The 23,528-nt window shown below is 55.5% G+C and carries 20 protein-coding genes and 1 riboswitch; of the genes, 13 read left to right on the forward strand and 7 right to left on the reverse strand.

Annotated features, from left to right (window positions below; genetic code table 11):
• The first annotated feature begins 122 nt into the window (after positions 1–122).
• The 3 genes from EUZ85_RS03130 (at position 123) to EUZ85_RS03140 (ending at position 3,978) form a co-directional block, all read left to right on the forward strand.
• Positions 123–1,082, forward strand: coding sequence for a fatty acid desaturase family protein (locus EUZ85_RS03130; RefSeq protein WP_164887165.1), 960 nt, complete (start codon positions 123–125; stop codon positions 1,080–1,082).
• Positions 1,083–1,357: 275 nt separating this feature from the next.
• Complete coding sequence (locus EUZ85_RS03135) at positions 1,358–2,977, forward strand: endonuclease (RefSeq protein ID WP_127967875.1); 1,620 nt, start codon at positions 1,358–1,360, stop codon at positions 2,975–2,977.
• Between the two features lie 308 nt (positions 2,978–3,285).
• Positions 3,286–3,978 carry a DUF2461 domain-containing protein gene (locus EUZ85_RS03140; protein WP_127967876.1) on the forward strand — a complete coding sequence of 231 codons (693 nt, stop codon included), beginning with the start codon at positions 3,286–3,288 and terminating at the stop codon, positions 3,976–3,978.
• 20 nt (positions 3,979–3,998) lie between these two features.
• On the opposite strand, the gene EUZ85_RS03145 is transcribed toward EUZ85_RS03140, so the two are convergent.
• On the reverse strand, positions 3,999–4,790 hold the full coding sequence (locus tag EUZ85_RS03145; RefSeq protein WP_127967877.1) for an SDR family oxidoreductase: 792 nt from the start codon (positions 4,788–4,790) through the stop codon (positions 3,999–4,001).
• 39 nt (positions 4,791–4,829) lie between these two features.
• Entirely contained in the window at positions 4,830–5,453 is a 624-nt protein-coding gene (locus tag EUZ85_RS03150; protein WP_127967878.1) for a LysE family translocator, read from the reverse strand.
• A gap of 136 nt (positions 5,454–5,589) precedes the next feature.
• Here EUZ85_RS03150 and EUZ85_RS03155 point away from each other — a divergent pair, with 136 nt between their 5' ends.
• A complete protein-coding gene (locus EUZ85_RS03155) occupies positions 5,590–6,330 on the forward strand; it encodes a hypothetical protein (protein WP_127967879.1) in 741 nt (246 codons plus the stop codon).
• On the opposite strand, the gene EUZ85_RS03160 is transcribed toward EUZ85_RS03155, so the two are convergent.
• The gene (locus EUZ85_RS03160; RefSeq protein ID WP_127967880.1) at positions 6,327–6,887 is read right to left on the reverse strand and encodes an RNA 2'-phosphotransferase; all 561 of its coding nucleotides are present in this window, start codon (positions 6,885–6,887) and stop codon (positions 6,327–6,329) included. The two genes, EUZ85_RS03155 and EUZ85_RS03160, sit on opposite strands and share 4 nt — an antisense overlap.
• A 19-nt stretch (positions 6,888–6,906) precedes the next feature.
• Complete coding sequence (locus EUZ85_RS03165) at positions 6,907–7,635, reverse strand: pyridoxine 5'-phosphate synthase (RefSeq protein WP_127967881.1); 729 nt, start codon at positions 7,633–7,635, stop codon at positions 6,907–6,909.
• 178 nt (positions 7,636–7,813) lie between these two features.
• Here EUZ85_RS03165 and EUZ85_RS03170 point away from each other — a divergent pair, with 178 nt between their 5' ends.
• The 3 genes from EUZ85_RS03170 (at position 7,814) to EUZ85_RS03180 (ending at position 13,282) form a co-directional block, all read left to right on the forward strand.
• Positions 7,814–9,577 carry a hypothetical protein gene (locus tag EUZ85_RS03170; protein WP_127967882.1) on the forward strand — a complete coding sequence of 588 codons (1,764 nt, stop codon included), beginning with the start codon at positions 7,814–7,816 and terminating at the stop codon, positions 9,575–9,577.
• Positions 9,578–9,595: 18 nt separating this feature from the next.
• Positions 9,596–11,368, forward strand: a complete 1,773-nt coding sequence (locus tag EUZ85_RS03175) for a hypothetical protein (RefSeq protein WP_127967883.1) — start codon at positions 9,596–9,598, stop codon at positions 11,366–11,368.
• 147 nt (positions 11,369–11,515) lie between these two features.
• The gene (locus tag EUZ85_RS03180; protein WP_164887166.1) at positions 11,516–13,282 is read left to right on the forward strand and encodes a DUF4153 domain-containing protein; all 1,767 of its coding nucleotides are present in this window, start codon (positions 11,516–11,518) and stop codon (positions 13,280–13,282) included.
• 204 nt (positions 13,283–13,486) lie between these two features.
• On the opposite strand, the gene EUZ85_RS03185 is transcribed toward EUZ85_RS03180, so the two are convergent.
• A complete protein-coding gene (locus tag EUZ85_RS03185) occupies positions 13,487–13,927 on the reverse strand; it encodes a hypothetical protein (RefSeq protein WP_127967885.1) in 441 nt (146 codons plus the stop codon).
• A gap of 2 nt (positions 13,928–13,929) precedes the next feature.
• Positions 13,930–14,358, reverse strand: coding sequence for a hypothetical protein (locus EUZ85_RS03190; protein ID WP_127967886.1), 429 nt, complete (start codon positions 14,356–14,358; stop codon positions 13,930–13,932).
• Positions 14,359–14,742: 384 nt separating this feature from the next.
• Positions 14,743–14,847, forward strand: a riboswitch (TPP riboswitch).
• A 110-nt stretch (positions 14,848–14,957) separates the two neighbouring features.
• On the opposite strand from EUZ85_RS03190, the gene thiC reads away from it, so the two are divergent.
• The 6 genes from thiC (at position 14,958) to EUZ85_RS03220 (ending at position 21,553) form a co-directional block, all read left to right on the forward strand.
• Entirely contained in the window at positions 14,958–16,874 is a 1,917-nt protein-coding gene (gene thiC / locus EUZ85_RS03195; RefSeq protein WP_305000035.1) for a phosphomethylpyrimidine synthase ThiC, read from the forward strand.
• Positions 16,864–17,928 carry a glycine oxidase ThiO gene (thiO, locus tag EUZ85_RS03200; RefSeq protein ID WP_127967887.1) on the forward strand — a complete coding sequence of 355 codons (1,065 nt, stop codon included), beginning with the start codon at positions 16,864–16,866 and terminating at the stop codon, positions 17,926–17,928. The genes thiC and thiO overlap by 11 nt, the downstream gene beginning before the upstream one ends.
• Positions 17,918–18,127: a sulfur carrier protein ThiS gene (gene thiS / locus EUZ85_RS03205; RefSeq protein WP_127967888.1), complete on the forward strand. Its 210-nt coding sequence runs from the start codon at positions 17,918–17,920 to the stop codon at positions 18,125–18,127. Before thiO ends, thiS begins: the two co-directional genes overlap by 11 nt.
• Before the next feature lie 47 nt (positions 18,128–18,174).
• Positions 18,175–18,966 (forward strand): thiazole synthase, encoded by a 792-nt coding sequence (locus tag EUZ85_RS03210; RefSeq protein ID WP_127967889.1) that lies wholly within the window; start codon positions 18,175–18,177, stop codon positions 18,964–18,966.
• Between the two features lie 51 nt (positions 18,967–19,017).
• The gene (thiE, locus tag EUZ85_RS03215; protein ID WP_127967890.1) at positions 19,018–20,481 is read left to right on the forward strand and encodes a thiamine phosphate synthase; all 1,464 of its coding nucleotides are present in this window, start codon (positions 19,018–19,020) and stop codon (positions 20,479–20,481) included.
• Between the two features lie 274 nt (positions 20,482–20,755).
• On the forward strand, positions 20,756–21,553 hold the full coding sequence (locus EUZ85_RS03220; protein ID WP_127967891.1) for an ABC transporter substrate-binding protein: 798 nt from the start codon (positions 20,756–20,758) through the stop codon (positions 21,551–21,553).
• A 35-nt stretch (positions 21,554–21,588) separates the two neighbouring features.
• Here EUZ85_RS03220 and EUZ85_RS03225 read toward each other — a convergent pair whose 3' ends face one another.
• Entirely contained in the window at positions 21,589–23,394 is a 1,806-nt protein-coding gene (locus EUZ85_RS03225; protein WP_127967892.1) for an ABC transporter ATP-binding protein, read from the reverse strand.
• Positions 23,395–23,528: the final 134 nt, after the last annotated feature.

A 23,528-nucleotide genomic window follows, 5' to 3' on the forward strand; every position in this document is an offset into this window, starting at 1 on the left:
CCGGTTTTTTTATGGATGAGTATTTATTGAGCGTTTTCGCCAATGGTTTGGAAGATTACGCCATTCTCCGGCGCCGGTAATCTTAATAGTATGAATCTGCGTTCACACTTTAGATGACGGCTATGAAACTCGACAGCTATCTCACCAGACAAGAACAACAAGAATTAAGGCAGGGCTCCAATTTTCGGGGCATGATGGGCTTCGTGACTACTTGGGGGCTGATCGTCGGTGTGAGCGCGCTTTTTGCTCTCTATCCTAATGTTTTCACTCTGATTCTGGCGCTTGTCGTGCTCGCCAACCGGCAATTGGCGCTGGGCATTCTGCTGCATGATTGTTCCCACCGCTCCTGGTTCCGCAGCCAGTGGCTGAATGATCAGTTGGGGCATTGGCTGGCTGGCGCCCCGGTGCTGGTTCCGTTGCCTTTTTATCGCAAATATCACTTTATCCATCACGTTAAAACCGGAACGGACGAAGATCCGGACGTGGGCAATATCCGCAGCTACCCAGTCACTAAAACCAGTATGCGACGCAAGATATTCCGTGACTTCACCGGACAGTCCGGGCTGAAGAATGCCCTCGCGCTCTTGCTGTATGTGAATACCGGCAGACCTGGCAACGCCGTATCCATGGGTGTGCAAACGCGACACGCGGAGAAGGCGGAGGTGCGTCGCACCACGCTGCGTAACTTCAGTCATCTGCTGTTGGTGCACGGCGGCTTTTTAGGGCTGTGTGTGGGGCTGGGCCATTGGGAAGTTTATCTGCTGTGGTGGGTCGCCTATATCTTTACGTATCCTTTTATCATCCGCGTGCGTCAGGTCGCTGAGCATGGGGCCATGCCGGCGTTGTCCTCCGATGACGTGCGCGACACCACGCGCACCACTCTGGCGCGTTGGTGGGAACGTCTATTGTTTGCGCCGCATTATGTGAATTATCACTGCGAGCATCATGCGTTGCCCACTGTCCCTGGTTATAACCTGCCTCGCATGCATCAGATGCTGCGCGAGCGCGGCTTTTATCAGGATAAGCCCGAAGCCTTGGTTGTCGGCTATCCAGAGATCATCCGTAAAGCCGCATCCGCCTAAATCTTTCTTACCTTCATATCCGTCTTTTCTGACTTTTTGTTTTTTTCTGACTTTGCGCCTTCCTGCGCGCTCTTTGCGTGCGCGTAAGCCGTCCGTAACTCTCTGTTGTAGCAGTCTTAGTCCATATAACGTCTACCATTTCACCTGTACGGCCTATTCTTTGCTGACCAGAAACCGGCTATCAATATCGTCACAAAAATAACCATAAGCTGTCATAGCGGCCACGTAGGGTATTCCAGTTGTACGCCCGGCATTAATAACCTGGAGCCAGTTAAATGAATAAGAACGTATGGATGATCCTGCTGGGGGCGATGGGGCAAATGATCTGCCCGTCTTCTCATGGGGAATTGTTGATCAGTGAAGTGTTGTACGACGCGCCTGATAATGATGCGTCGCAAGAGTGGGTGGAGATATTCAATCCGTCCTGCCAGAACGTCAATCTGGCGGACTACAGTTTGCAGGACAACGGCGGCGCTTATCCGTTGAGTGGCGTGATCGCCGCCGGCGCCTACGTCAGCGTGGCGAAAAACGCCGCTGGGTTCCAGGGCCTGTTCGGGATGAATCCGACGCTTTCCGGGATGTCTCTGAGCCTCGGTAATTCCGGAGATTTCGTCAAACTGATGAAAGGCGCCCAGGAAGTGGACATGGTGGCGTGGGAAGGGGCGGTGTCTCAGTGGTATTTGAATGCGCAGAATGTGTCTCTGATGCGTTTCGCCAGCGATGATACGGACACCCAACAGGACTGGGCCGTCGCCGCTACAGCAGGCGCGCCGGGCGTGGGCGATCTTGACGCCGGATGCGGTGGGTCTGATCAAGGACCCGGCGACGACTCGCCGACCAATGACACTCTCGTCAACGGCGTCGCCAAGACTGAATTGGCAGGCGCGGCGGGCTCGCAAACTTTCTATGTCGGCAGCGTCCCCTCCGGCGCGGTCAATCTCAGGTTCGAACAGTCCGGCGGTAAAGGCGATGCGGATTTGTTCGTGCGTTTCGGCGCGGCGCCGACAACCTCCGTTTATGACTGTCGCCCCTACGAGGGGGGCAACAACGAAACCTGCGAATTTAAGGGGCCCGCCGCAGGGGATTATCACGTCATGGTGAGCGGCTACAGCGATTACAGCGGGCTCAGCCTGCGTATGAGCTACAGCGCCGACAGCGGTGGCGATGACGGAAACGATGACGTGGACGGTTATTACTCTTCCGCCATCGGGAAAACCGGGGCGGCGCTGAAATCCGCGCTCAATGGGATTTTGCGTAACCATACGGCGATGAGTTATTCCCAGGTTTGGGACGCCCTCAAGTACACCGATGAAGATCCTGACGACAGCAGCCATGTCATGCTGTTGTATTCCGGCCGCTCCATCGACAAGGATGACAATGCCGGTCAATCCAATTCCGGCGACGCCTGGAACCGGGAGCACGTATGGCCCAAGAGTCATGGTTTCAGCAACAGTAGCCAATACGCGCACACGGACATCCATCACCTGCGGCCGGCGGATGTTTCCATCAACAGCGAACGCGGCAATAAAGATTTCGACTTGGGAGGCAGCGCGATCAGCGAAGCCCCGGAGAACAAGACCGACGCCGACAGCTTTGAGCCCAGAGATGCTGTAAAAGGCGATGTGGCGCGCATGATTTTCTATATGGACGTACGTTATGAAGGCGGCGATGACAGCGGTACGCCCAACCTGGAACTCGTCAACTATTCCGGTACGGGGACCAAGGACCCTAAACTGGGCAAGCTATGCCAGCTGTTGCAATGGCATATCCAGGACCCGGTGGACGCTTGGGAGAAACGCCGCAACCAGCGTATTTATGAACGCCAGGGCAACCGCAATCCGTTCATTGATAACCCGGGATGGGCGCAGGAAATCTACGCGGCTTCTTGCCAGTAACGCGTACTATTAATCAGGCAGACAAATAGCTTGTCTGCAACGACAGGGCCTACACATGTCAGGCCCTGTCTCCCGAGGCTTGTCGCCGCGCAGGCGCGTCCATGCGCCTGGTGATTAACATGCCAATATCATTGCCACGTTAATAACTAAAAGTGCAAAGACACGCCGCGGTCGTGGGGATCGCGGCGGTTTATCTATTCGCTATATTCGTCATAGTCGAAGCGGGATATTTCCTGTTATAAACGTGGGTTTATGCTTTTGTACTTCGAATTCAGGCGAGCACTCGCGAAGAGGGAGGCGGCGTTACCATGGCGGAATTTTCTGGATTTTCACCGGACTTTTTTAAGTTTTTTCAGCAGTTGCAGGCAAATAACAACAAGGAATGGTTTGAAGAGAACAAAGCGCGGTTCAAACAAGAGGTGCAGCAACCTCTAGTGTGCTTTATTGAAGCCATGGCGCCGGAGTTGATGAAAGTCTCTCCCTATTTCGTAGCGGACCCGCGATTAAACGGCGGCTCGATCTTTCGCATCTACCGGGACACCCGTTTCTCCAAAGACAAGACGCCCTACAAAACCCACGCCGCCGCGCAGTTCCGGCATCAACAATACAAGAATGTGCATACGCCCGGTTTTTATGTGCATCTGGCGACGGACGAAATTTTCTTTGGCGGCGGTATCTGGATGCCGGAGTCGCAAGAGCTATTGAAGATTCGTGAGCGTATTCGCGATAAGCCGAGCGCCTGGGAGAAGGTGTTGGCGGATAAAAAACTGAAAAAAGTGCATGGCGGCGTAACCGGAGATGGACTCACGCGGCCGCCGAAAGGTTTTGACGCCGACGCACCCCATATTGAAGACATCAAGCGCAAGAGCTTTTTCGCCATGACGCAATGCCCTGTGGATGCGGCCATGGAGAAAGACTTCCATAAACAGGTCGCCGCCGGTTTTGCGGCGGCGGGACCTTTGGTGGAGTTTTTGTGCGGCGCGATGAACGTACAGTTCTAACCGCCGCTTCGAGAGAGACGCTAGAACAGCGTCTTCATAGTTCCACCGTCCACCACCAATGACGCCCCGGTAATGTAGCTGGCGGCGTCGGATAGCAGAAATACCGCTGCATTGGCGAATTCCTCCGGGCTGCCGTAGCGACCCATGGGAATGCTGGATGCGGAGGCGTCACGTTGCTGTTCTACGGAAACCCCTTTTTTCGCCGCGGCGGTGGCGTCCAGGGATTGCACCCGAGGCGTATCGATGCGGCCGGGAATCAGATTATTGACGCGAATGCCTTCGCTCGCGAGGCTACGGGATAAACTTTTCATCAGGCTGGTCACCCCGGAGCGCATGACGTTGGACAACAACAGCATGTCGATGGGCTCTTTCACCGAAGATGAGGTGATGCTGAGAATGCTGCCTTGGCCCTGTCCGCGCATGGCGGGCAGAACCGCGCGCACCATGCGCACGCTGCTCATTAGAGTCAGTTCAAAGGCGTCGCTCCAGGCGGCGTCGTCAAAATCGTCGAATTGCCCCGCCGGTGGGCCGCCGGCGTTTACCACCAACCCCTGTGGGTCTCCCAGTTCATCGGTGGTGCGTTGCGCCCAGGCGCTGATAGCGGAGGCATCTCTGGCGTCTACGGACATCGCCAGCACTTTTGCGCTGGTGACGGCGCGGATTTTTTCCGCCGCTGCGTCAATGCCTTCCTGTGATCGGCTCATAATAGATAAGCGGGCGCCCTGACGCGCGCACTCCATGGCGATAGCGAAGCCCAGGCCGGAGCTGGCGGCGGCCACCATGACGGTCTTATCCTGCAAACCCAATTCCATCGTCGGTTACCTCTTTAAATTGATAAGGATTGGCTGGCTTCAGCGGCTGGAGCCAGCCATCACCAGGCCGAAACTGATGAACACGCCGCCGGTAATTTTGTTGAAGCGGTTCATGATTTTTTCTTTGCGCAAATAGGCGCGCAGCCGGGTGGACAAGGCGGCGTAAAAAGACAGGAAACCGAATGAACACACGGCGAAAGTCAGCGCCAGGGGCGGGAACTGTTGAATAAAGGGTTTGGATACATCAATGAATTGAGGAAACAGAGCGGTGAAAAAAGCGATGGCCTTGGGGTTGCTGACGCCTGTCAAAAAGCCTTCCCGATACAGCTCCCAACGGCTATATGTCAGCGTTGAGACTTCGCCATCCGCGTCAATGGGAAGCGCGCCTTCGCTGCGCCAGGCTTTGACGCCGAGATAAACCAGATAAAGCCCGCCCAGTACTTTGATGATGGTGAACAAAGTAGCGGATGCCAGTATCGCGGAGCCCAACCCCAAGGCGGAGACCGCCGCCAGCAGCAATACGGCGGTGACGTTGCCGGCGATGCTGACGCTGGCGCCTTTAAGGCCGTATTTGGCGCCGTTTTTCACCGCCAGAAATACCGCTGGACCAGGACTGGCGATGGCAGTGGCGACAATGGCCAGGAATATCAGGTACTCCGTCATGCTTTATTCTCCTTGTTATCTATAGCGCGCCAGCGTTTAACTGTGACTGCTTCGTTTTTTCCGCGCCGTTGTCACGCTCACCCCAGGCAGGGCAACTATACTGAGAAAGTCTGACGGCAATTAAAGGCGGCCGGAAATGGAACCCATCAAAATCGGATATCGGTTCAAGCTCGATAAGTCGCGCAGCGAAAATTTTGAAATTACGCTCGATGAGAACAATGTAGAAGTTCTTGACCGAAATATAAAAGACTTTCCGGAGTGGACTCAACTGGATTGTCATAAATGTCCCCATTGCCCACTCGACTCCATGTACCATCCTCACTGCCCGGCGGCTTTAAGCCTAGTGGAGGTGGTGCAGCGTTGCCAGGATATTATGTCCTACGAGCAGGTGGATCTTGAGGTGGCCATAGGGGACAAGAAAATCAGCCAGCACACCTCGGCGCAGAAAGCCCTGAGCGCTCTGATCGGTCTGCTGATGTCCACCAGCGGCTGTCCGCATCTGGACTTTTTCCGACCCATGGCGCGCCTGCATCTGCCGATGGCGACGGAGCAGGACACGGTGTTTCGCGCCGCGGGCATGTATCTACTGGCGCAATACTTCCGGTCTGCGGAAGGTCGGGACGTGGATTTGACTCTGCGCGGACTGAAAACGATTTACCGCAATCTGCACCAATTGAATCTATGCATATCCAAGCGCCTGCGCGCCGCCTCGGAAGCAGACTCTTCCGTGAACGCCGTGATTTTGCTGGATCTGTTCAGCACGGTGATTCCCATCATCATCGAAGACAATCTGGAGGACATCCGCGAGTGGTTCGACCCCTATATGTCGGAGCTGTTCGACAGAGTGCTGGAGCAGGCGGGTAAAGAGCCGGATTAGCCTTGCTGTGAGGGGGTGAGCGGGCTCAGATACTGCGGCGGCACGGCGTCGGTAAGCCAGACTTGGTTGGCGGAGAGGTAGAACGCATGTCCCGCTTGAGCCAATGCTTTGGCGTCGATGCGAAAAATCACAGGTTTGCCGTGTCGGCTTCCCACCTTGTGTGCGGTCTCCACGTCCGCGCTCAAATGCACATGACGACGCTGGCCGGGCTGCAATCCCGCCGCCAGGATAGCGTCCGCGAATCGCGTGGCGGAGCCGTGAAATAACACCTCCGGCGGCGCCACGGGCGTCAACTGCAAATCCACGTCAATGGAATGCCCCTGACTGGCGCGAATGCGTCGTTTGTCTTCGGACAGGGCGAAGCGCTGTTTGTCATTGGTGGCGACAATCTCCAGCACATCCTGAAAACTGATATTCACGCCCTGACGGGCTGCGCCCGCCAGTAACACCTCGATATCGGCCCAGCCGTTGGCGTCCAGAGGGAGCCGGATCAGCTCAGGCTGATGCCGCAACACCAGGCTAAGGAATTTGCTTTTCGACTTCAGCGCTTTATCCATGGACGCCAGACCTGTTGAGTTAGGAAAGAATGTCGACGTATTTCTGAATAACCTGATCAAAGCCCATTTCCAGGGCTTCCACCGTTAACGCGTGACCGATGGATACCTCCGCGATCGTCCCTTGCGCCACCAGCGGCGCCAGATTTTCCAGATTAAGGTCATGTCCGGCGTTGACCGTCAGGCCCAGTGAAACGGCGTACTGAGCGCAGGCCAGATACTTTGCGGCGACGGCTTCGAATTGCGGCGAGCCATAAGCGTGGGCGTATTCTTCTGTGTATAGCTCAATGCGCTTGGCGCCGGTGGCGTGGGCCAGTTTGATCTGGTCTTCGTCAGGGTCCATGAACAGGCTGACGCGCACGCCGGCCGCCTGCACTCTGTTGACGATATCCGTGACAAACGCATTGTCCTGGCGCAGATCCCAGCCGTGATCGGAAGTGATTTGATCAGGCTTGTCCGGGACCAGGGTAAATTGATGCGGTTTGTAGCGCAGCACATACTCAATCAGTTCTTCTTCCGGGTAACCTTCGATGTTCAGTTCGGCTTCTCCGAATTCCTTCACCAGCTCGCTCAGGTCAGCGATATCGCTGTAACGGGCGTGACGTTGATCCGGTCGTGGATGAATGGTGACCCCACCGGCGCCTGCCTGCAACGCGCGGCGTCCGAACGCCTTCACGCTGGGATAATCACGCCCTCTGGAATTGCGGATCAGGGCGATCTTGTTGAGGTTTACGCTGAGAACGGTCTTCATATCTGCTGGGTCCTTATAAAACTGTCACGCAATGTTGCAGGATCATAGCACCCCGCAGCGGACAAACCCACTGCGACGCCTTTTACGCCCTGTTACCAAGGGTTTCCCCCAGAAGTTTGTAAGTACTTATTATGCTTCAATAAAGCACCCAATAACCGCTACTGAGGACACCCATCCGATGAAACCTCGACGCCATCCGTTATGGATCTTGCGCATCGCCAGAGGCAGCGCCGTATTGCTCGCACTCCTGCTTTCCTGTTCCGCCCTGGCGGCGCCGGATGGATGGGAAGTACTAGTGGAAAACGGCGAAGAGCTGTTCATTCCTGGCGATCTGAAAGCGGATGAAGAATACTGCCTGTTTCTTTCCGTGGCGGAAGACGTGCCGCAAAGTGAATATCGGGGTTGGTTCGAACGTGTGCTGAAAGAAGACGGCGGCAAGCTGGGTGAGGTTATCGACACGTTGGCGGTTAAAGAAAGCAAAGGCGGCGTACTTAGCTCTACCGTGATGATGCAGACCGAAGGGAAGGCGCGATTCGTCCACTATATGGCGTTTTATGGTAAGGGGAAGGCGGTTTATATGCGCATTTTCGCCTCAGACGGCGCCAAGTTAGTTTCCCGTTACAGCGCCGGCATGCAGCAGGTAATGAAGGAAAACCTGCCGCTGCGGCTCAAAGGCGTCGCCACTCAGTCAGGCGCAGCGACTCCGGCTCAGCCTGTGACCACGCAGAAGTCTGCGCCAAGCCTTCCTGCATCAACGAAAAGTGCGGATGCAACCAAAAAAACGGATATCCAAAAAGTCGATAATGGCGCGTTGCCCCGCTACTCTTTGCCCAATAACTACGAGGCGCTGGTGTGCGATTACACAGCAGGCATCTCCAACTCCAACTACAAAGTGGATAACTTTGTTTATCTGTTATTTAAGGACGGCAGCGCTTACAAGCGTTTGACGGTTCCCCCTGAAGATTTCGGCGTCGCCAAAGCGCGCAAAGACGACCCGAAAAACTGGGGCGTATGGAAGAAGAACGGCGATGGTTACAAGGTTAAGGTCGGCGGCGACTGGCGTGAGCTTAAGCGTAGCGACCTTCTGGAGCCGGCGCGGATCGGGGAACGACTGAACCGTTACATCTACATCATGAACGCGCATGGTATGGCGGGCATCTCTCCTACCACCAGCGTGTACACCAACAGTTGGACCTTTCACGGCTCAGGGCGCTTCACCAAAGGTTCATCCAGCCTGCATGGCTCGGGGGGAGCGGCGTCAGCCTTGACCGGCACGAGTGTATACGCCTCCAGCAAAAGCGATGAGCACGGAGACAGCTCTGTGGCTGGGGGGATCGCGCCGGGAATGGTGACCTCCACAACCAGAGAGAACAAAGACGGCGCTAAAAACCGGGGCGCTTATCAACTGAACGGCTACGCCATGAATCTGAGTTTCGATAACGGCGAAAAACAACGCATGCTGTTTGGATTTTGCCACGGCGACCGTACCGATCCTTTTCTTGGCGGAACCCAGTATTGGATGAAGGAGTCCGAGGCCGAGCGTGATTTGCCAACTGACTGGAAAATGGTGATCACAGAGAATGAGGACCAGTTTTATGTTCCCGGCGACCTCAAGGAAGGAGAAGTTTTCCGTTTGGTGATCTCTCCGAAAGTGGAGTTAAACGGGCGCTCGATGGAGGACTGGTTTAAGGAGACCGTGACGCAAAATCTGTCGTATCTCGGAGACCCGCTACTCTCGCCCAATTGGACAAGCCAACAGGGGCTGCACCAGTACTACAATGCGTTCAAGGAAAATGGTCGAGACCTATATGTGGTGTATTACGGCATGAAGACAAGGGGGCGGTTCGGGCGCTTCGCTCGCCTGGTAATGTCGGATTCCGCTATGGCGCAACGTTATGCCAAGGAACTGCAGCCAGCTCTCAAGGAAGCTTTTCGCCAATAGTCGCCAGAGGTTAGAAAATTGCAATCATCATGTTTCGTCAAAACTGTACGCAGATTATTGGTGTTTGTCTCCGCGCTGTCGTTCATGCTTCTCACATCTATCGTCCATGCCGCTCCAGACGGTTGGTCAGTCCTGGTTGAAAACGGGGAAGAGATATTTATACCCGGTGACTTAGCTGCCGAGGAGGAATATCGACTATATGTCGCGCTGGCGGAAACGCTGCCACAAAGTGAATATCCGCAGTGGTTCAAAAAGCGCATCGATCTGGACGCTGGCAAGTGGGGCGAAGTCGTGGCGGCGCCGGAGCCCAAGCAGAATAATGGCGGCGTAATCACGGCGACCTATGCGTTGCAAAGACAGGACGGGGTCCTCCGTTATGCGCATTACATGGGATTCTTTGGACAAGGCAAAGCAGTGTACCTGCGCATCTTATCTTCAGACGTGGCGACGCTGATGTCCCGTTACGCCAGTGGTATGCAGCAGGTAATCAAAGAGACGCTGCCGCAACGTCTGAAGGGCGTTGCGATCTCCCAGGCTGCGTCTGACGCGCCGGTTGAAACAACAACGTCTCATGCAACGCCTAAGGCTCCTCCAGTCAAGCCCGCTACCCAAGCCGCCCGGGCGGAATTAAAACGCATCGATAACGCCTCCGCGCCAGAGTATTCGTTGCCTGACAAGTACGAGGCGCTGGTATGCGATTTCACTGAAAACAGAATCAATGATACCTACAACGACTATGTGATTCTGTTATTCAAAGATGGGACCGCCTATAAAGGGCTGACCGTGCCGCCGGAAGATCTGGATATCGCCAAGTCTCGTCAGGAACATCCTAATAGCTGGGGGATTTGGCAGGATGATGACGAAGAGAGCTATAAAGTGAAAATCCCCGCCAGTGAGAAGAAATGGGATTCGCTATATAAAGGTCGACATTTGGCGCCGGCGCGAATGGGCGAGCGTCTGAATCGCTATATTTCGAAGACCACGATGGTGAATATGGGCATGATTGGGGGAGGTAGCTCCTACACCAACAGTTGGACTTTTCTCGGCTCCGGCCGCTTTACGAAAGGATACTCCAGTATGTTCTCAAGCGGGATGATGTCTTCCATGACGGCAGGAACCAGTGTTTACGCCGCATCATACAGTGACGATACTGGGGATAGCTCTATTGTCAGCGGGAGCTCTCCTGGCGTTGGCGTCACTTCTCAGAAAAAACGCAATGATGGTTCCAATAACCGTGGTCGCTACAGCTTGAACGGGTACGCCATGGAGCTGACCTACGATAATGGCGAAACGGTCAGAAGCCTTTTCGGCTTTTGTTATGACGATCGCACGCAGCCTTTCCTGGGGGGAACGCTGTTTCCGATGCGTAAATCAGGCCCGGCGGAGAAGTTACCCTATGAATGGAGTACGAGGATCAGTCTCAACGAAGAGCGTTACTACGTTCCGAAGGAGTTAAAAGAGGGGGAAATCTTCAGAGTGATCTTCTCGTCCATGGTGGAGCTAGAAGGCGCTGCGATAGAAGATTGGTTCAAAGAAGCGGTCAGCCAGAACTTCGCCTATCTGGGCAAGCCTATTATGGAAGGAGGGTGGGGCAATGATAGAGACACGGTATATTCCTACTATAATGCCTACAATGATGTGGATGGCGCGCCTTTGGTCGTGTTTTATTACGGCGCGAAAGTGAAAGAAAAGTATGGGCGTTTCATGCGGATTATCTCATCAGATTTAAAGCTTAATAAGCGCTTTAAGGAAGAAATGCAGCCAGCTATGCTGCGCGCCTTTATGCCTTAAACTTTAACATGCGTCATATTCCGGTTAGTCTCCCTGAGGATGAAGTAGCGGCGCCATAATTCGCCATAATCCCACCTCTCGAAAGTCAGTATTGCTGTGTATGCTGGCGCTTTATCCTGATTCTGATTTTATTTAGCAATGGACACTATGACCCCTCAAGAAACCCGTTTTCCCTTTTACTCCACTTTGTTCGCTGGTATAGCGACGGGCGTGGCCGCATGGCTGGGCGCCGAGCATTGGCCGGACGGTCTTATGGCTCAGAAGGCTGCGGCTGTCGCGATAGCTTTCGTTTTTGTCTTCGCCGGCGCGTTTTTGTTTACCGCCAGAACACGCAGGGGCGCTCCGAATTGGATGCTGGCTGCCGGCATCGCCATTGTAATTGGCCTATCTGCAGTCTGGTTAATCTCCAACACCTTCAAACCAGAGGGCGGCAGCTACGAGGGCTCCTCAGATCTGGTGACCTCATGGTGGGCGACAATAGTGCCGCTGTTATTCGTGCTACTGCCTTTTGTGCAGCGGGATTTTCAAAAGAGTCAGCGTTTTATGAGCGATATTCTCAGTGTAGAGCTGTATCGCAAGTATTGGGAAAATCTGTTTATTCTGGCGTTTGCTGGCCTGTTAGTTGGGTTGTACTGGCTGGTGGCGACGTTATGTGCGGCTTTGTTCGATATCCTGAAGATATTTGAGCTGGGGCGGTTCATTGAATACGAGCCTGTAGGTTGGACTGCGTCAGCGATCATCTTCGCGTTTGGAATCAGCCTGGGATGTCGCTACCCCAGCCTGTTGAACATGCTGACCGGACTTATCGCCACTGTGTGTCGTGCGATCCTGCCGCCAGTAGCGGTGTTCATGATCGCTTTTGCAGTCACCTTGCCCATCGTAGGTTTGGATATGATCTGGAGCACGGGTCGTTCCACACCCATGCTGCTGGCGATGATTCTGGTGGCGGTCGTATCGTTGAACGGCGCCGCCCAGTGTGGCGGCGAGGGCGGCCTTCCCTATCCGCAATGGCTACGTAGCGTTATATATGTTTTGTTGGCGTTATTACCTGTTTTCGCTTTGCTGGCGGGGTACTCGTTATATCAACGTATCGATCAGTATGGCCTGACTCCGGATCGTTATTACCCGGCTTTGCTGGTGGTGTTGGCGTTGGCGCTTACTCTGAGCTATGGCGTCATGTTTATTATGAAACGCTCGCCCTGGCTGACGACGTTAAATACGGTAAATACTCCGGTTATTCTGGTGGCGGCGCTGATGGCGATGTTAACGCTTACTCCTTGGCTGAACTCCCAGGAAGTCAGCGCAAGCAACCAGTTTGCGAGACTGGCTGCGGGAAAAAGCACCGCGGAAAGTGTCGATCTGGGCTTGCTCCGTTTTCAGTTAGGGCGCTCCGGCCAAGAGCGTTTAGCGCAGATCAAAGCGATGGCGGGAGGCGAGAGTTCTCTGTCTCAAGCTCAGGCGCAAGTACTCTCTCAACGTCTTGAAGTACTAAAAACCGCTAATTATTACTATGACTGGAAAGAGAAAGAGCGTCTGGCGGAGTTGTACTCAAAGCCAATAGGATTGGAATGGCTGGATGAGGGCGTCGCCGATGTTGCAGCATTTGAAGGCGCCGTGGAGTTGGAGATGTGTCGGGAGAGATTGTGTTTCGCTTTCACGTTAGATCTCGATGAGGATGGAGATAAAGAAGTATTGGTGGCGGAAGATATCGAGTACGTGTATGACCTCAAAGTTTACGATGCTGACAAGGCTGGTGCGTGGCGTAAGGTAGGCCAACTGGATTTATCCAGAGCGTCGTTGTGTTGCAATAGGGATATCGCCGAGCTATTGAAAAACAGAGACTTTCAGTTGCAGCAACCGCGCTACCAGTCTCTGCGTCTCGGCAACGCTCTATTTTCCTTCTCGCCTGAGTAGACCGAGAAATAACAGTACCTTCGTCTGCTTTCAAGAGGCTTTGTTAATCCATCGGAGAATTTGTTCCTTTCTACTTGTCTGAAACGATAGGGCCTGCCTATGTCAGGTCCTATCATCTATGGCGAGTGGCGCCGCAGGCGTGGCTATGGGATGGGCGTCGCCATGTAAAAGGAGAGGCTCGCGCTGCAAAGAGCTCTTTTCGACTTAGCTGTTTGCGCCGACTCGCGTTTCCTCCGGGCATTTGGCGACAGTGCTAAATGCCTGTTCCGGCTCCAGAAACACCACATTCACGTCATCAATCAGCCATTCGGCGCCTTCTTGGACATAGGCCAGATAAAAGGTTAACGGTTCCCCGCCGACGCCATAGCCATTGACCGTCAGGCAGCCGCTATCTTCTCCAACCGTGGTGGAATGGGAGTGCTCCCGCAGCATGTAGGCTTTGAATCCCAGCTGTGCGAACGCGGCCTGATCGCCCGCCACTTGGTCGACGACCCGCCGGGAAAAGTACAGCGGATAGTCTGCGCTCAGAGCGTTGGCGTCAACGGCTTCCGCGTACAGGCGATAATTCGGATACAAGGGATCGAGCTTGCCAACGGATGTGCATCCTGTTGCCAGCAGACATAGAATCAGTCCCCAGATTTTCATGCTCAGTTCCCCATGATGTTCCGTAATTGTTCGTCGTAGGCGTGATTGCGTTGCTGCATGGCTTTGGCGGCGCGGCACAGCAGGCCGGAGCAGGAGGTAATCAGCTCCTCCAGATCAAAGCTGCCGCCTACGGTCAGGCTGATCAACCCAATCGAAAAGGTGGCGTTGTACTTGATCAGATTGCCTTCACCATTGGCGAACGAAATGCTCACCCATTTCACCTTGGCGCCAATCGCCTTTAACGCCGGGTCTCCGCTGAAGGTCAACACTCCTGCTGAACCAGACAGCGTCGCCTTACCATCCTGATCCACCGCCAGCTTAAACGGCCCCTTACTCCGCACAATCTTCGCCGTCAGCCCCTTGTCCGTCGAATAAGCCGTTTCGATCAACTTGGCGACAGAAATCTTCAACTCAGCCCGTGTCGGATTCATCTCATATTTCCTTAAAAGCGCGTTAAATTCAATTTTTATTGGCAATAAATATTGCTTTTAAGAAAGTAGAGTAAGAGAAAGCACAAGAGAATCGGTGTTTTGGTTTAAGGAAAAGCGGCTAACCGGAAATGCCGAAAAGCTGGCTTGGTAATTGGGAAAGGAAAATCAATAACTGGGATGGTGATTAAAATTGAATAAATGGATACAAATGGCTTATATATTCGAAAAAAATCGACTTCTCTCTATTTCTATCCTCCGCCTGACAGGGAATGCTGAGGTGTGAAAAAACTAATAATTGTCTTAATTAACTTACATTAAAACACATTTAATATTGTATTTTTCGCCCGCTTGCCATCCACCCGCCACCCAGCCTAAACTAATCGGCACATCTTGTCGGGGTGCCTGGAGTAACAGGCTGAGACCACAACAGTGGGGCCCGTAGAACCTGATCTGGTTAGTACCAGCGTAGGAAACAAGTAGTTCATCAAACGGTTCTTAGCGGCGCTCCATCTTTGTGATGCGGGTCCGATTGCAGACCAAGACGTTGATGCCCTCTCTCCTCCCTGGTGCTACCCCATACAACCAACTAGGAGAGTACTGTGGGCGGCACAATCGATATCAATAAAATCAGCAAACTCAGTGAGTCGGCGCAGGTGGATGCGTTGTCCACACAACCGTTTCCCGCTTCCCAAAAAATCTATGCTGAAGGCAGTCGCCCCGACATCCGGGTGGCGATGCGCGAGATCACGCTGACGCCAACGCCTTTGCAGGATGGCGCTACGGAACAGAACCCGCCGCTGCGGGTATATGATACTTCCGGTCCCTACACGGACCCCGCCGTTGAGATCGACGTGCGACGCGGTTTGCCGCGCATGCGCGAGGCCTGGATCAATGAGCGCGGCGACACCGAACATCTGCACGGCTCTTCTTCGTTTTACGCGCAAAGTCGCGAGCAGAATCTATCCCTGGATAACCTGCGCTTTGAGCATCGTCACGCTCCCCGTAAGGCGCGCGCCGGGGGCAACGTCAGCCAGCTGCATTACGCCCGTAAAGGCATTATTACGCCGGAGATGGAATACATCGCCATCCGTGAAAATCTGGCTCTGGAACAGGCGGAAATCGAGAACGCCATGCGCAGCCAGCATCCCGGCATGAACTTCGGCGCCAACACGCCCCGTTACATCACCCCGGAGTTCGTGCGTCAGGAAGTGGCGGCGGGACGGGCGGTGATCCCCTGTAACATCAATCACCCGGAAGCGGAGCCGATGATCATCGGGCGCAACTTTCATGTGAAAGTGAACGCCAATATCGGCAATTCCGCGGTGACGTCCTCCATCGAAGAGGAAGTAGAAAAACTGGTGTGGGCGACCCGTTGGGGCGCGGATACGGTGATGGATTTATCCACGGGTAAAAATATTCACGAAACCCGTGAGTGGATCATCCGCAACAGCCCGGTTCCTATCGGTACAGTGCCGATTTATCAGGCGCTGGAGAAAGTCGACGGCGTCGCGGAAGACCTCAACTGGGAGGTGTTCCGCGATACGTTAATCGAGCAGGCGGAGCAGGGCGTGGATTACTTTACTATTCACGCCGGCGTGCTGTTGCGATATGTGCCCATGACCGCCAAACGTCTGACCGGCATCGTCTCACGCGGCGGCTCCATCATGGCGAAGTGGTGTCTGGCGCATCACAAAGAAAATTTCCTCTACACCCACTTCGAGGAAATCTGCGAGATTATGAAAGCCTATGACGTCAGCTTCTCGCTGGGAGACGGACTGCGTCCCGGATGTATCGCCGACGCCAATGACGAGGCCCAATTCAGTGAGCTGCGCACGCTGGGCGAGCTGACTGAGATCGCCTGGAAACACGATGTGCAGACCATCATCGAAGGCCCCGGCCATGTGCCCATGCACATGATCAAAGAAAACATGGAAGAGCAGCTCAAGCACTGCAAAGAAGCGCCCTTCTACACCTTAGGGCCGCTGATCACGGACATTTCTCCCGGCTACGACCATTTCAGCTCCGGCATCGGCGCAGCCATGATTGGCTGGTACGGGTGCGCCATGCTGTGTTACGTCACGCCCAAAGAACACTTGGGCCTGCCCAACAAGGACGACGTCAAACAAGGACTGATCGCCTACAAGATCGCCGCCCATGCCGCGGACTTGGCGAAAGGTCACCCGGGCGCGCAATTGCGGGATAACGCTATGTCCAAAGCGCGTTTCGAATTCCGTTGGGAAGACCAGTTCAATATCGCCCTGGACCCGGATACCGCCCGCGCCTATCACGACGAAACCCTGCCGAAAGAAGGCCACAAACTGGCGCACTTCTGCTCCATGTGCGGCCCCAAATTCTGCTCCATGAAAATCACTCAGGATGTGCGCGATTATTCCGCCAAACTGGAGGCCGAGAAGGCGCAGGCTGAGGGCGCGTCGCAGCAGGAAGCGGAGCAGGGCATGCAGGAAATGTCGCAGAAGTACAAAGACGCGGGGCGGCGTCTGTATCATGAAGTCTAAGCTGCGTATCGGCCTCGCCGGCGGCGGCCTGCTCGGGCGCTTGTGCGCCTGGCGGCTGGCGCTGCGCAACCATGAGGTCACTCTGTTTGACGCCGGAGATTTTGAACGGCCTGGTGGCGCCTGCTGGACCGCAGCGGGCATGATTTCTCCTTTGAGCGAGCTGGTGTCCGCAGAGCCGGAGGTCTACCACATGGGCATGCGCAGCCTGGACATCTGGCCCCAGTGGATCGCCGAACTGGAGCGTCAAACCGGTATGTCAGCCAGCTATCGTCAGGCGGGTTCCGTGGTGGTGGCGCACCCGCTGGATAAGGCCGAGCTGGCGCAGTTTCAGTGCGATCTCAACGCCAAGCTTCCCGCCGACGACGCCCTGCAATGGCTTGATCGCGAGGGCGTCGCCAAGTTGGAGCCGGGGCTGGCGGATCACTTTGAGCAGGGCCTTTACCTGCCTTCGGAGGCGGACGTCAACAGTCGCCTGTTGCTTAACGCACTGCTCGCTGCGCTGCGGCAAAGCGGCGTTCGCCTGGTCTCCGATACGCTGGTGGAGTGCTCCGCGCACCGTATGCATTGGAGCAGCGGCAGTGAGCGTTTTGACTGGGTTATCGACGTACGTGGCCTGGGCGCCAGTCGTAATATGACGGGACTGCGTGGCGTGCGCGGAGAGGTCATGATCATTGAAACCTCCGAAGTCAGTCTGAATCGTCCCGTCCGTCTGATGCATCCCCGCTACAAGTTATATGCGGTCCCGCGTTTGAACGGTCAGATCATTATCGGCGCCACGGAAATTGAAAGCGCGGATATGTCGCCGATCAGTTTGCAATCTACTCTGGAGCTGAGCAGCGCTCTGTACGCGTTGAATCCGGCGTTTGCGGAAGCGCGAGTGGTGGAGACCAGCGTCAACTGTCGTCCGGCGTTGCCGGATAACCTGCCCAGGGTGACGCGAGAGCCGGGACTGATCTGCGCCAATGGGTTGTATCGCCATGGCTACCTGCTGGGGCCGGTGGTGGTCGGGCAGGTGCTGGATCAATTTCACAGCGAGAAACAATATGCCGCCTGAAATCGAAATTACGTTGAATGGCGAGCCTGCCCGGGTGCGCGACGAAGCTCTGACCGAGGTGCTACAGGCATGCGGCTACGCGGGCGTTGGTTTCGCCGTCGCTATCAATGGCGAGTTTGTACCGCGTTCCGCTTATGCGCAAACCAAAGTGAGCGCAGGCGATCTGGTGGATGTGGTGGCGCCGGTGGCGGGTGGCTGACGCGCCTTGAAACAAGTACAGGTGGCCATCGCCACCGGAGGTAAATCGTGGATAAGCTGTCTCTGTATGGAGAAACTTTTGCGAGTCGTTTGCTGATCGGTTCGGCGCTGTATCCCTCGCCGGCCATCATGTTGGAGGCGGTGCGCGCCAGTGGCGCCGAGATCATTACTTTGTCCCTGCGGCGACAGAATCCGGCGCACCAGGACGGCAAAGTCATTTGGGACTACATCCGCTCCAGCGGCTGCAAGCTGCTGCCCAATACCGCAGGTTGTAAGTCGGCGAAAGAAGCGGTGACGCTGGCGGAAATGTCCCGGGAAATTTTTCAGACGGACTGGCTGAAACTGGAAGTCATTGGCGATGATTACACCCTGCAGCCGGACCCCTATGGACTGGTGGACGCTGCGAAAGAGTTAAGCAAACGGGGCTTCAAAGTGCTGCCCTACTGCACGGAAGACCTGGTGTTGTGTCGCCGCTTGCTGGACGCAGGCTGTGAGGCGCTGATGCCCTGGGGCGCGCCGATAGGCACTGGCCAGGGATTGCTGAACAAATACAACCTGCGCATGTTGCGGGAACGTCTGCCGGATACCCCGATGATCATCGACGCGGGCTTGGGCGCGCCTTCCCATGCGGCGGAAGCGATGGAGATGGGCTTTGACGCCGTGCTGTTGAACACAGCGGTCGCCAAGGCCCATGATCCGGTTGCTATGGGCGGCGCATTCAAACTGGCGGTGGAAGCCGGTCGCGCCGGCTACAACGCAGGCCTGATGCTGGCGCGGCAAACCGCCAGTCCCAGCACGCCCACCATAGGCATGCCTTTTTGGCGGCGGCAGTCGCAATGAGTCATACCTTACGTCACTTTTGCTCATTCGCTTTGAGAGATAACCGCCAACATGACTGACCCGAAGCCGAAAGTATGGATTATCGCCGCCTCAGATAGCGCAGGCGCCTCCGGAGTGCAGGCGGATCTCGCCACATTGCACGGGCTGGATGTCCATGGCGGTGCTGCGATCACCGCCGTTACCGCACAAAATTCGCAGGAGGTTGTCAGCATCAACCCCGTTACCGCGTCAGCCTTGCGGGACCAGTTGCAGGCCCTGCGTGCGGATGGGGAGGCCGCGGCGATTAAGATGGGTCTGCTGGCCGATGCGGAGCAGGTAGAGGTGCTACGGGAGTTTTTGTGCGACTTCTCTGGGTTAGTGGTGCTTGACCCGGTGTTGGGCAGCACCACTGGCGCTGATTTCGGCCTTGCGGTGGCGGCCTTGAAAACGCTGCTCCCTCATGTCGATGTGGTGACGCCGAATATTACAGAAGCGGAGCAGTTAGTGGACATGCGCATCAGCGGGCCGCCGGATATGCTGTCCGCCGCCGGTCGGCTGCGTGAGCTTGGCGCCAAAGGCATCTGGCTCAAAGGCGGCCATTCGGCGCAAGACGGTCCCTGTCTGGATTTGGTATGGCTGTCGGAGCAACCCAGCTGGTTTGCGCAACCGCGTTTATCCGTACGTCATAGCCGCGGCACCGGCTGTACGCTCGCCAGCGCATTGGCGGCTTTTGTCGCTCGTGGAGAAGCGCTGACGGATGCGGCGGCGTTGGCCAGCGCTTATGTGAGACAGGGGCTGCGTCAGGGATACGCTATCGGCCCTGGGCCTGGCCCCATTGCGCGCCTGGGCTGGCCGACACAGATGACGGATTTTCCCAGAATTGTCGATCGCCTGGATTGGCTGGACTATTCCGCTTTTCCCGATTGCGGCGCATCGCCTTTGGGATTGTATCCGGTGGTGGATTCGGTGGAGTGGCTGCGTAAGTTATTACCGCTAGGGATTGACACCTGTCAGTTGCGCATCAAAAGCGATGACCTGACGTTGTTGGAGGCGGCCATTAAAGAAGCGGCGGAATTAGGCCGGCAATACGGCTGCCGCCTGTTTATCAACGACCACTGGGCGTTTGCGATCAAGCACGGCGCCTATGGCGTGCATTTGGGTCAGGAAGATATTGCGGACGCAGATCTGGACGCCATTCGCGACGCAGGACTGCGCCTGGGTGTCAGCACCCATGGCGACTTCGAGTGGGCCCGCGCGGCGGCGGTAAAGCCAAGCTATATCGCCATTGGCGCGATCTTTCCGACACAAACCAAGGAAGTGCGGATTGTCGGTCTGGAGAAGCTGGCCCGCTGGGCTGCGCTGTTGCAAGATCACTATCCTCTCACCGCGATTGGCGGCATTAATCTTAATAATATAGACGCCGTTCTGAGAACCGGCGTTGAGTCAGTCGCCGTGGTGTCCGCCATTACTCAGGCGCAGGACTTCCGCGAAGCTGTGACGAACCTGAGCCGTAAACTTTTGAAAGGATGGGTATAACCCGGCATTATGCTGCCCCAGTATGATACAGGTCGATGGAACCTTCTGATTTAAAGGAGAAAAGTAGATGGCCTCGATTAATTATGACTGGGAAAAGCTCGCCACTCTTATCGCCAGAACGCCGAACCCGCTGAAATTACGCGACATTGACGTTACAGAGTATGCGTCGCGATGAAATTGCAGTGGTTGTCCGGAGATGAATTGAACAATTTGTGTTCAGGGTCAATACTGAAAGCTCCTGAAATGGAAAATCACAGTATTCGGGATCAACGCAATGACCCTTTCTAGCGGCGAATACAGTCGGAGAACAGGCGTTCTGGGTGTCTTGTTATGTTTGGCGTTGGCCGGTCCGGTTTTCGCCGATTGCGAGCGCCCGCTTTCGGTCGGCTGGGAGTCATGGCGTCCTTACATGTACAAGAACGAGGAAGGGCGCCTGAGCGGCTTGGACATTGAGCTGATTCAGGCGGTGGCGGATCGAATGGGGTGTCAGCTGGAGTTTTCCGAAATCCCTTTCAAACGACATCTGCTGCAATTACGTCAGGGTAAAATTGATCTCGCCACCTCGGTGCAGAAGACGGCGGCGCGTGAAGAATATGCCTGGTTCTCACAGACCTATCGCACCTCCGCCTCCAATCTGATTATCCGCCGCGAAGACGCTGACCGTTACCACTTCAAATCCTTCAAGGAAATGACTCAGAGCCGTTTCAGCCTGGGTGTGACGCGAGGTTATTTCTACGGCGATGACGTCAACAAGTACATTGAGAAAGGCGATGGAAAGCTACATGTCGAAGACGTGGTGTCTGACGAGCTGAACTTGATGAAACTGCTGGCCAAGCGGGTGGACGGCATCTTCGCAGATCCTATTGTGATCTACAGTATGGCGGGAGATCTTGGCAGGAAAGATGAGATTACGATGCATCCCTTAGGCCTTGTTTCCGACACGTTTTACATCATGGGGAGTAAGGCTTCGGTATCGCCGAAAACCATGGAAAACCTGAATCAGGCATTGCAGAGCTTGCAACAGAGCGGTGAGTTCGCCGCCATCGTTAACCACTATCTGGATGGCGGCTGAGGCGCCGCAACAAGGACGCCCCAGCCCGTTACCGATCAGGAAAACACAGTTTCCACTTCTGCTTCGCCGCCGGTCTGCACCTGCCATTGCGACCAGTACATGCCTTTGCGCTCCAGCAGCTGACGATGGTCGCCTTGCTCCACCACTTTGCCGTGATCGACTACTACGATGTTGTCCGCATGGACGATCGTCGAGAGACGATGCGCGATCATCACCACCGTGCGGCCATGGGCAATGTGTTTCAGCGAGCGCTGAATCGCCGCTTCGGTCTCGTTATCGACGGCGCTGGTGGCCTCATCGAGCACCAGAATCGGCGGATCTTTCAATAGCGCGCGCGCCAAAGACAAGCGCTGGCGCTGGCCGCCGGACAGCTTGACGCCACGTTCGCCGACAGCCGTATCCAGACCTTCCGGCAGACGCGCGATGAACTCCCAGGCTTCCGCTGTTTTGGCTGCGGAGATGATTTCTTCTTCACTGGCGGTAGGACGGCCATAGGCGATGTTGTCGCGGATACTGCCTTCAAACAGAAACACATCCTGACTGACCAGACCGATGGCGCCGCGAAGCTCCTTGAGAGGCAGCTGTTCGATAGGCACGCCATCCACCTGGATTGAGCCCTGCTTGGGCCTGTAAAAGCGCAGCAACAACTTGATCAATGTCGACTTGCCGGACCCGGTGGCGCCAACCAGCGCCAGGGTGGCGCCGGCTTTGACCTGCAAGTTGACGTTTTCCACGCCGCCCGCGCCGGCGGCGTATTCGAAGCTGACGTTCTGGAAGTCCACCTCGCCGCGCACAGGCTGCGGCAGTGTGCGCGAACCTTCATCGCGTACATCGATGGGGGTTTCTATCACGCCCAGGATACGCCGAGTGCTGGCCATGGCGCGCTCAAACAGATCCACGGTTTGCGCCAGATTGGTCAACGGCCACAGCAGGCGCTGGGTCAGGAACACCAGTACGCCGTAAGCGCCGGCGTTGAGTTCGCCGGATAGAGCCTGCATACCGCCCACGGTGAAGGTGGCGAGAAAGCCCGCCAGGATCGCCATCCGAATAACTGGAATGAAAGCGGAGCTGACTGCAATCGCCTTGCGGTTAGCCTGAACATAGGCGTCGCTGGCTTCGCGCAGGCGCTCGGATTCCTGCGCTTCTGCGGTAAAGCTCTTGATCGTGGCGATGCCGCCAATGTTATTGGCCAAACGGGACGCCAGCCCGCCCACTTTCTCACGCACGTCCGCGTACAGAGGATTGGCCCGCTTCAGGAAGAAGAACGCGCCCCAGATGATGATAGGAATCGGGGTAAAGGCCAACATGGCGATAAAGGGAGATATCGCCAGGAAGACGCCGCCGACGGCCACCACCGTGACGAAAACCTGAATCAGGTTATTGGCGCCGCCGTCGAGAAAGCGTTCCAACTGGTTGACGTCATCATTGATGATGGAGACGAGCTGCCCGGAACTGCGCGATTCGAAGAACGCCATATCCAGACGCTGGACATGGTCATAGGCCTCCTGTCTGAGATCCGCCTGCAATACCTGACCCAGGTTGCGCCACATGATCAAGTGGAGGTATTCGAAAATGGACTCGCCGGCCCAAATGAAAAACGTCAAAACCCCTAACGCGAGGATTTGCTGCTGTGGGGTGTTGAATCCCATCGCGGCGACGAAACTCTGCTCTTTGTTCACCACGACGTCGATGGCGATGCCAATGAGGATTTCTGGAGCAATGTCGAAGAGCTTGTTGATGATTGAACACGAACCGGCGGCGATGATGCGTCGCCGGTAGCCACGAGCGTAGCGCAGCAGGCTCAGCAGCGCCTGAAAGCTGGACTGGGATTGCGAGGCCATAGGATTCCTTGTGTACAGACTGGGAAGAGACGCGCCGCGCGCGGCGCGACAGACCCATCAGCCTATCCTTTAACGGCGTAAATGCAAGTGGTAATTATTCTAATCAAGTCAAGTAGATGGAGCTTGAGGCGGGG

Origin of the sequence: Hahella sp. KA22, assembly GCF_004135205.1 — a bacterium.
In the GTDB taxonomy this organism is placed as follows: domain Bacteria; phylum Pseudomonadota; class Gammaproteobacteria; order Pseudomonadales; family Oleiphilaceae; genus Hahella.

Bases quoted from the DNA above. Each gene is read 5' to 3' on its own strand.
- EUZ85_RS03190 (WP_127967886.1), bottom strand. From the start codon at position 14,358: ATGAATCCGACACGGGCTGAGTTGAAGATTTCTGTCGCCAAGTTGATC.
- EUZ85_RS03220 (WP_127967891.1), top strand. From the start codon at position 20,756: ATGACCCTTTCTAGCGGCGAATACAGTCGGAGAACAGGCGTTCTGGGT.
- EUZ85_RS03155 (WP_127967879.1), top strand. From the start codon at position 5,590: ATGGAACCCATCAAAATCGGATATCGGTTCAAGCTCGATAAGTCGCGC.
- thiS (WP_127967888.1), top strand. From the start codon at position 17,918: ATGCCGCCTGAAATCGAAATTACGTTGAATGGCGAGCCTGCCCGGGTG.
- EUZ85_RS03165 (WP_127967881.1), bottom strand. From the start codon at position 7,635: ATGAAGACCGTTCTCAGCGTAAACCTCAACAAGATCGCCCTGATCCGC.
- thiE (WP_127967890.1), top strand. From the start codon at position 19,018: ATGACTGACCCGAAGCCGAAAGTATGGATTATCGCCGCCTCAGATAGC.
- EUZ85_RS03180 (WP_164887166.1), top strand. From the start codon at position 11,516: ATGACCCCTCAAGAAACCCGTTTTCCCTTTTACTCCACTTTGTTCGCT.
- EUZ85_RS03150 (WP_127967878.1), bottom strand. From the start codon at position 5,453: ATGACGGAGTACCTGATATTCCTGGCCATTGTCGCCACTGCCATCGCC.
- EUZ85_RS03135 (WP_127967875.1), top strand. From the start codon at position 1,358: ATGAATAAGAACGTATGGATGATCCTGCTGGGGGCGATGGGGCAAATG.
- EUZ85_RS03225 (WP_127967892.1), bottom strand. From the start codon at position 23,394: ATGGCCTCGCAATCCCAGTCCAGCTTTCAGGCGCTGCTGAGCCTGCTG.
- EUZ85_RS03130 (WP_164887165.1), top strand. From the start codon at position 123: ATGAAACTCGACAGCTATCTCACCAGACAAGAACAACAAGAATTAAGG.
- EUZ85_RS03170 (WP_127967882.1), top strand. From the start codon at position 7,814: ATGAAACCTCGACGCCATCCGTTATGGATCTTGCGCATCGCCAGAGGC.
- EUZ85_RS03185 (WP_127967885.1), bottom strand. From the start codon at position 13,927: ATGAAAATCTGGGGACTGATTCTATGTCTGCTGGCAACAGGATGCACA.
- EUZ85_RS03145 (WP_127967877.1), bottom strand. From the start codon at position 4,790: ATGGAATTGGGTTTGCAGGATAAGACCGTCATGGTGGCCGCCGCCAGC.
- thiO (WP_127967887.1), top strand. From the start codon at position 16,864: ATGAAGTCTAAGCTGCGTATCGGCCTCGCCGGCGGCGGCCTGCTCGGG.
- EUZ85_RS03140 (WP_127967876.1), top strand. From the start codon at position 3,286: ATGGCGGAATTTTCTGGATTTTCACCGGACTTTTTTAAGTTTTTTCAG.
- EUZ85_RS03160 (WP_127967880.1), bottom strand. From the start codon at position 6,887: ATGGATAAAGCGCTGAAGTCGAAAAGCAAATTCCTTAGCCTGGTGTTG.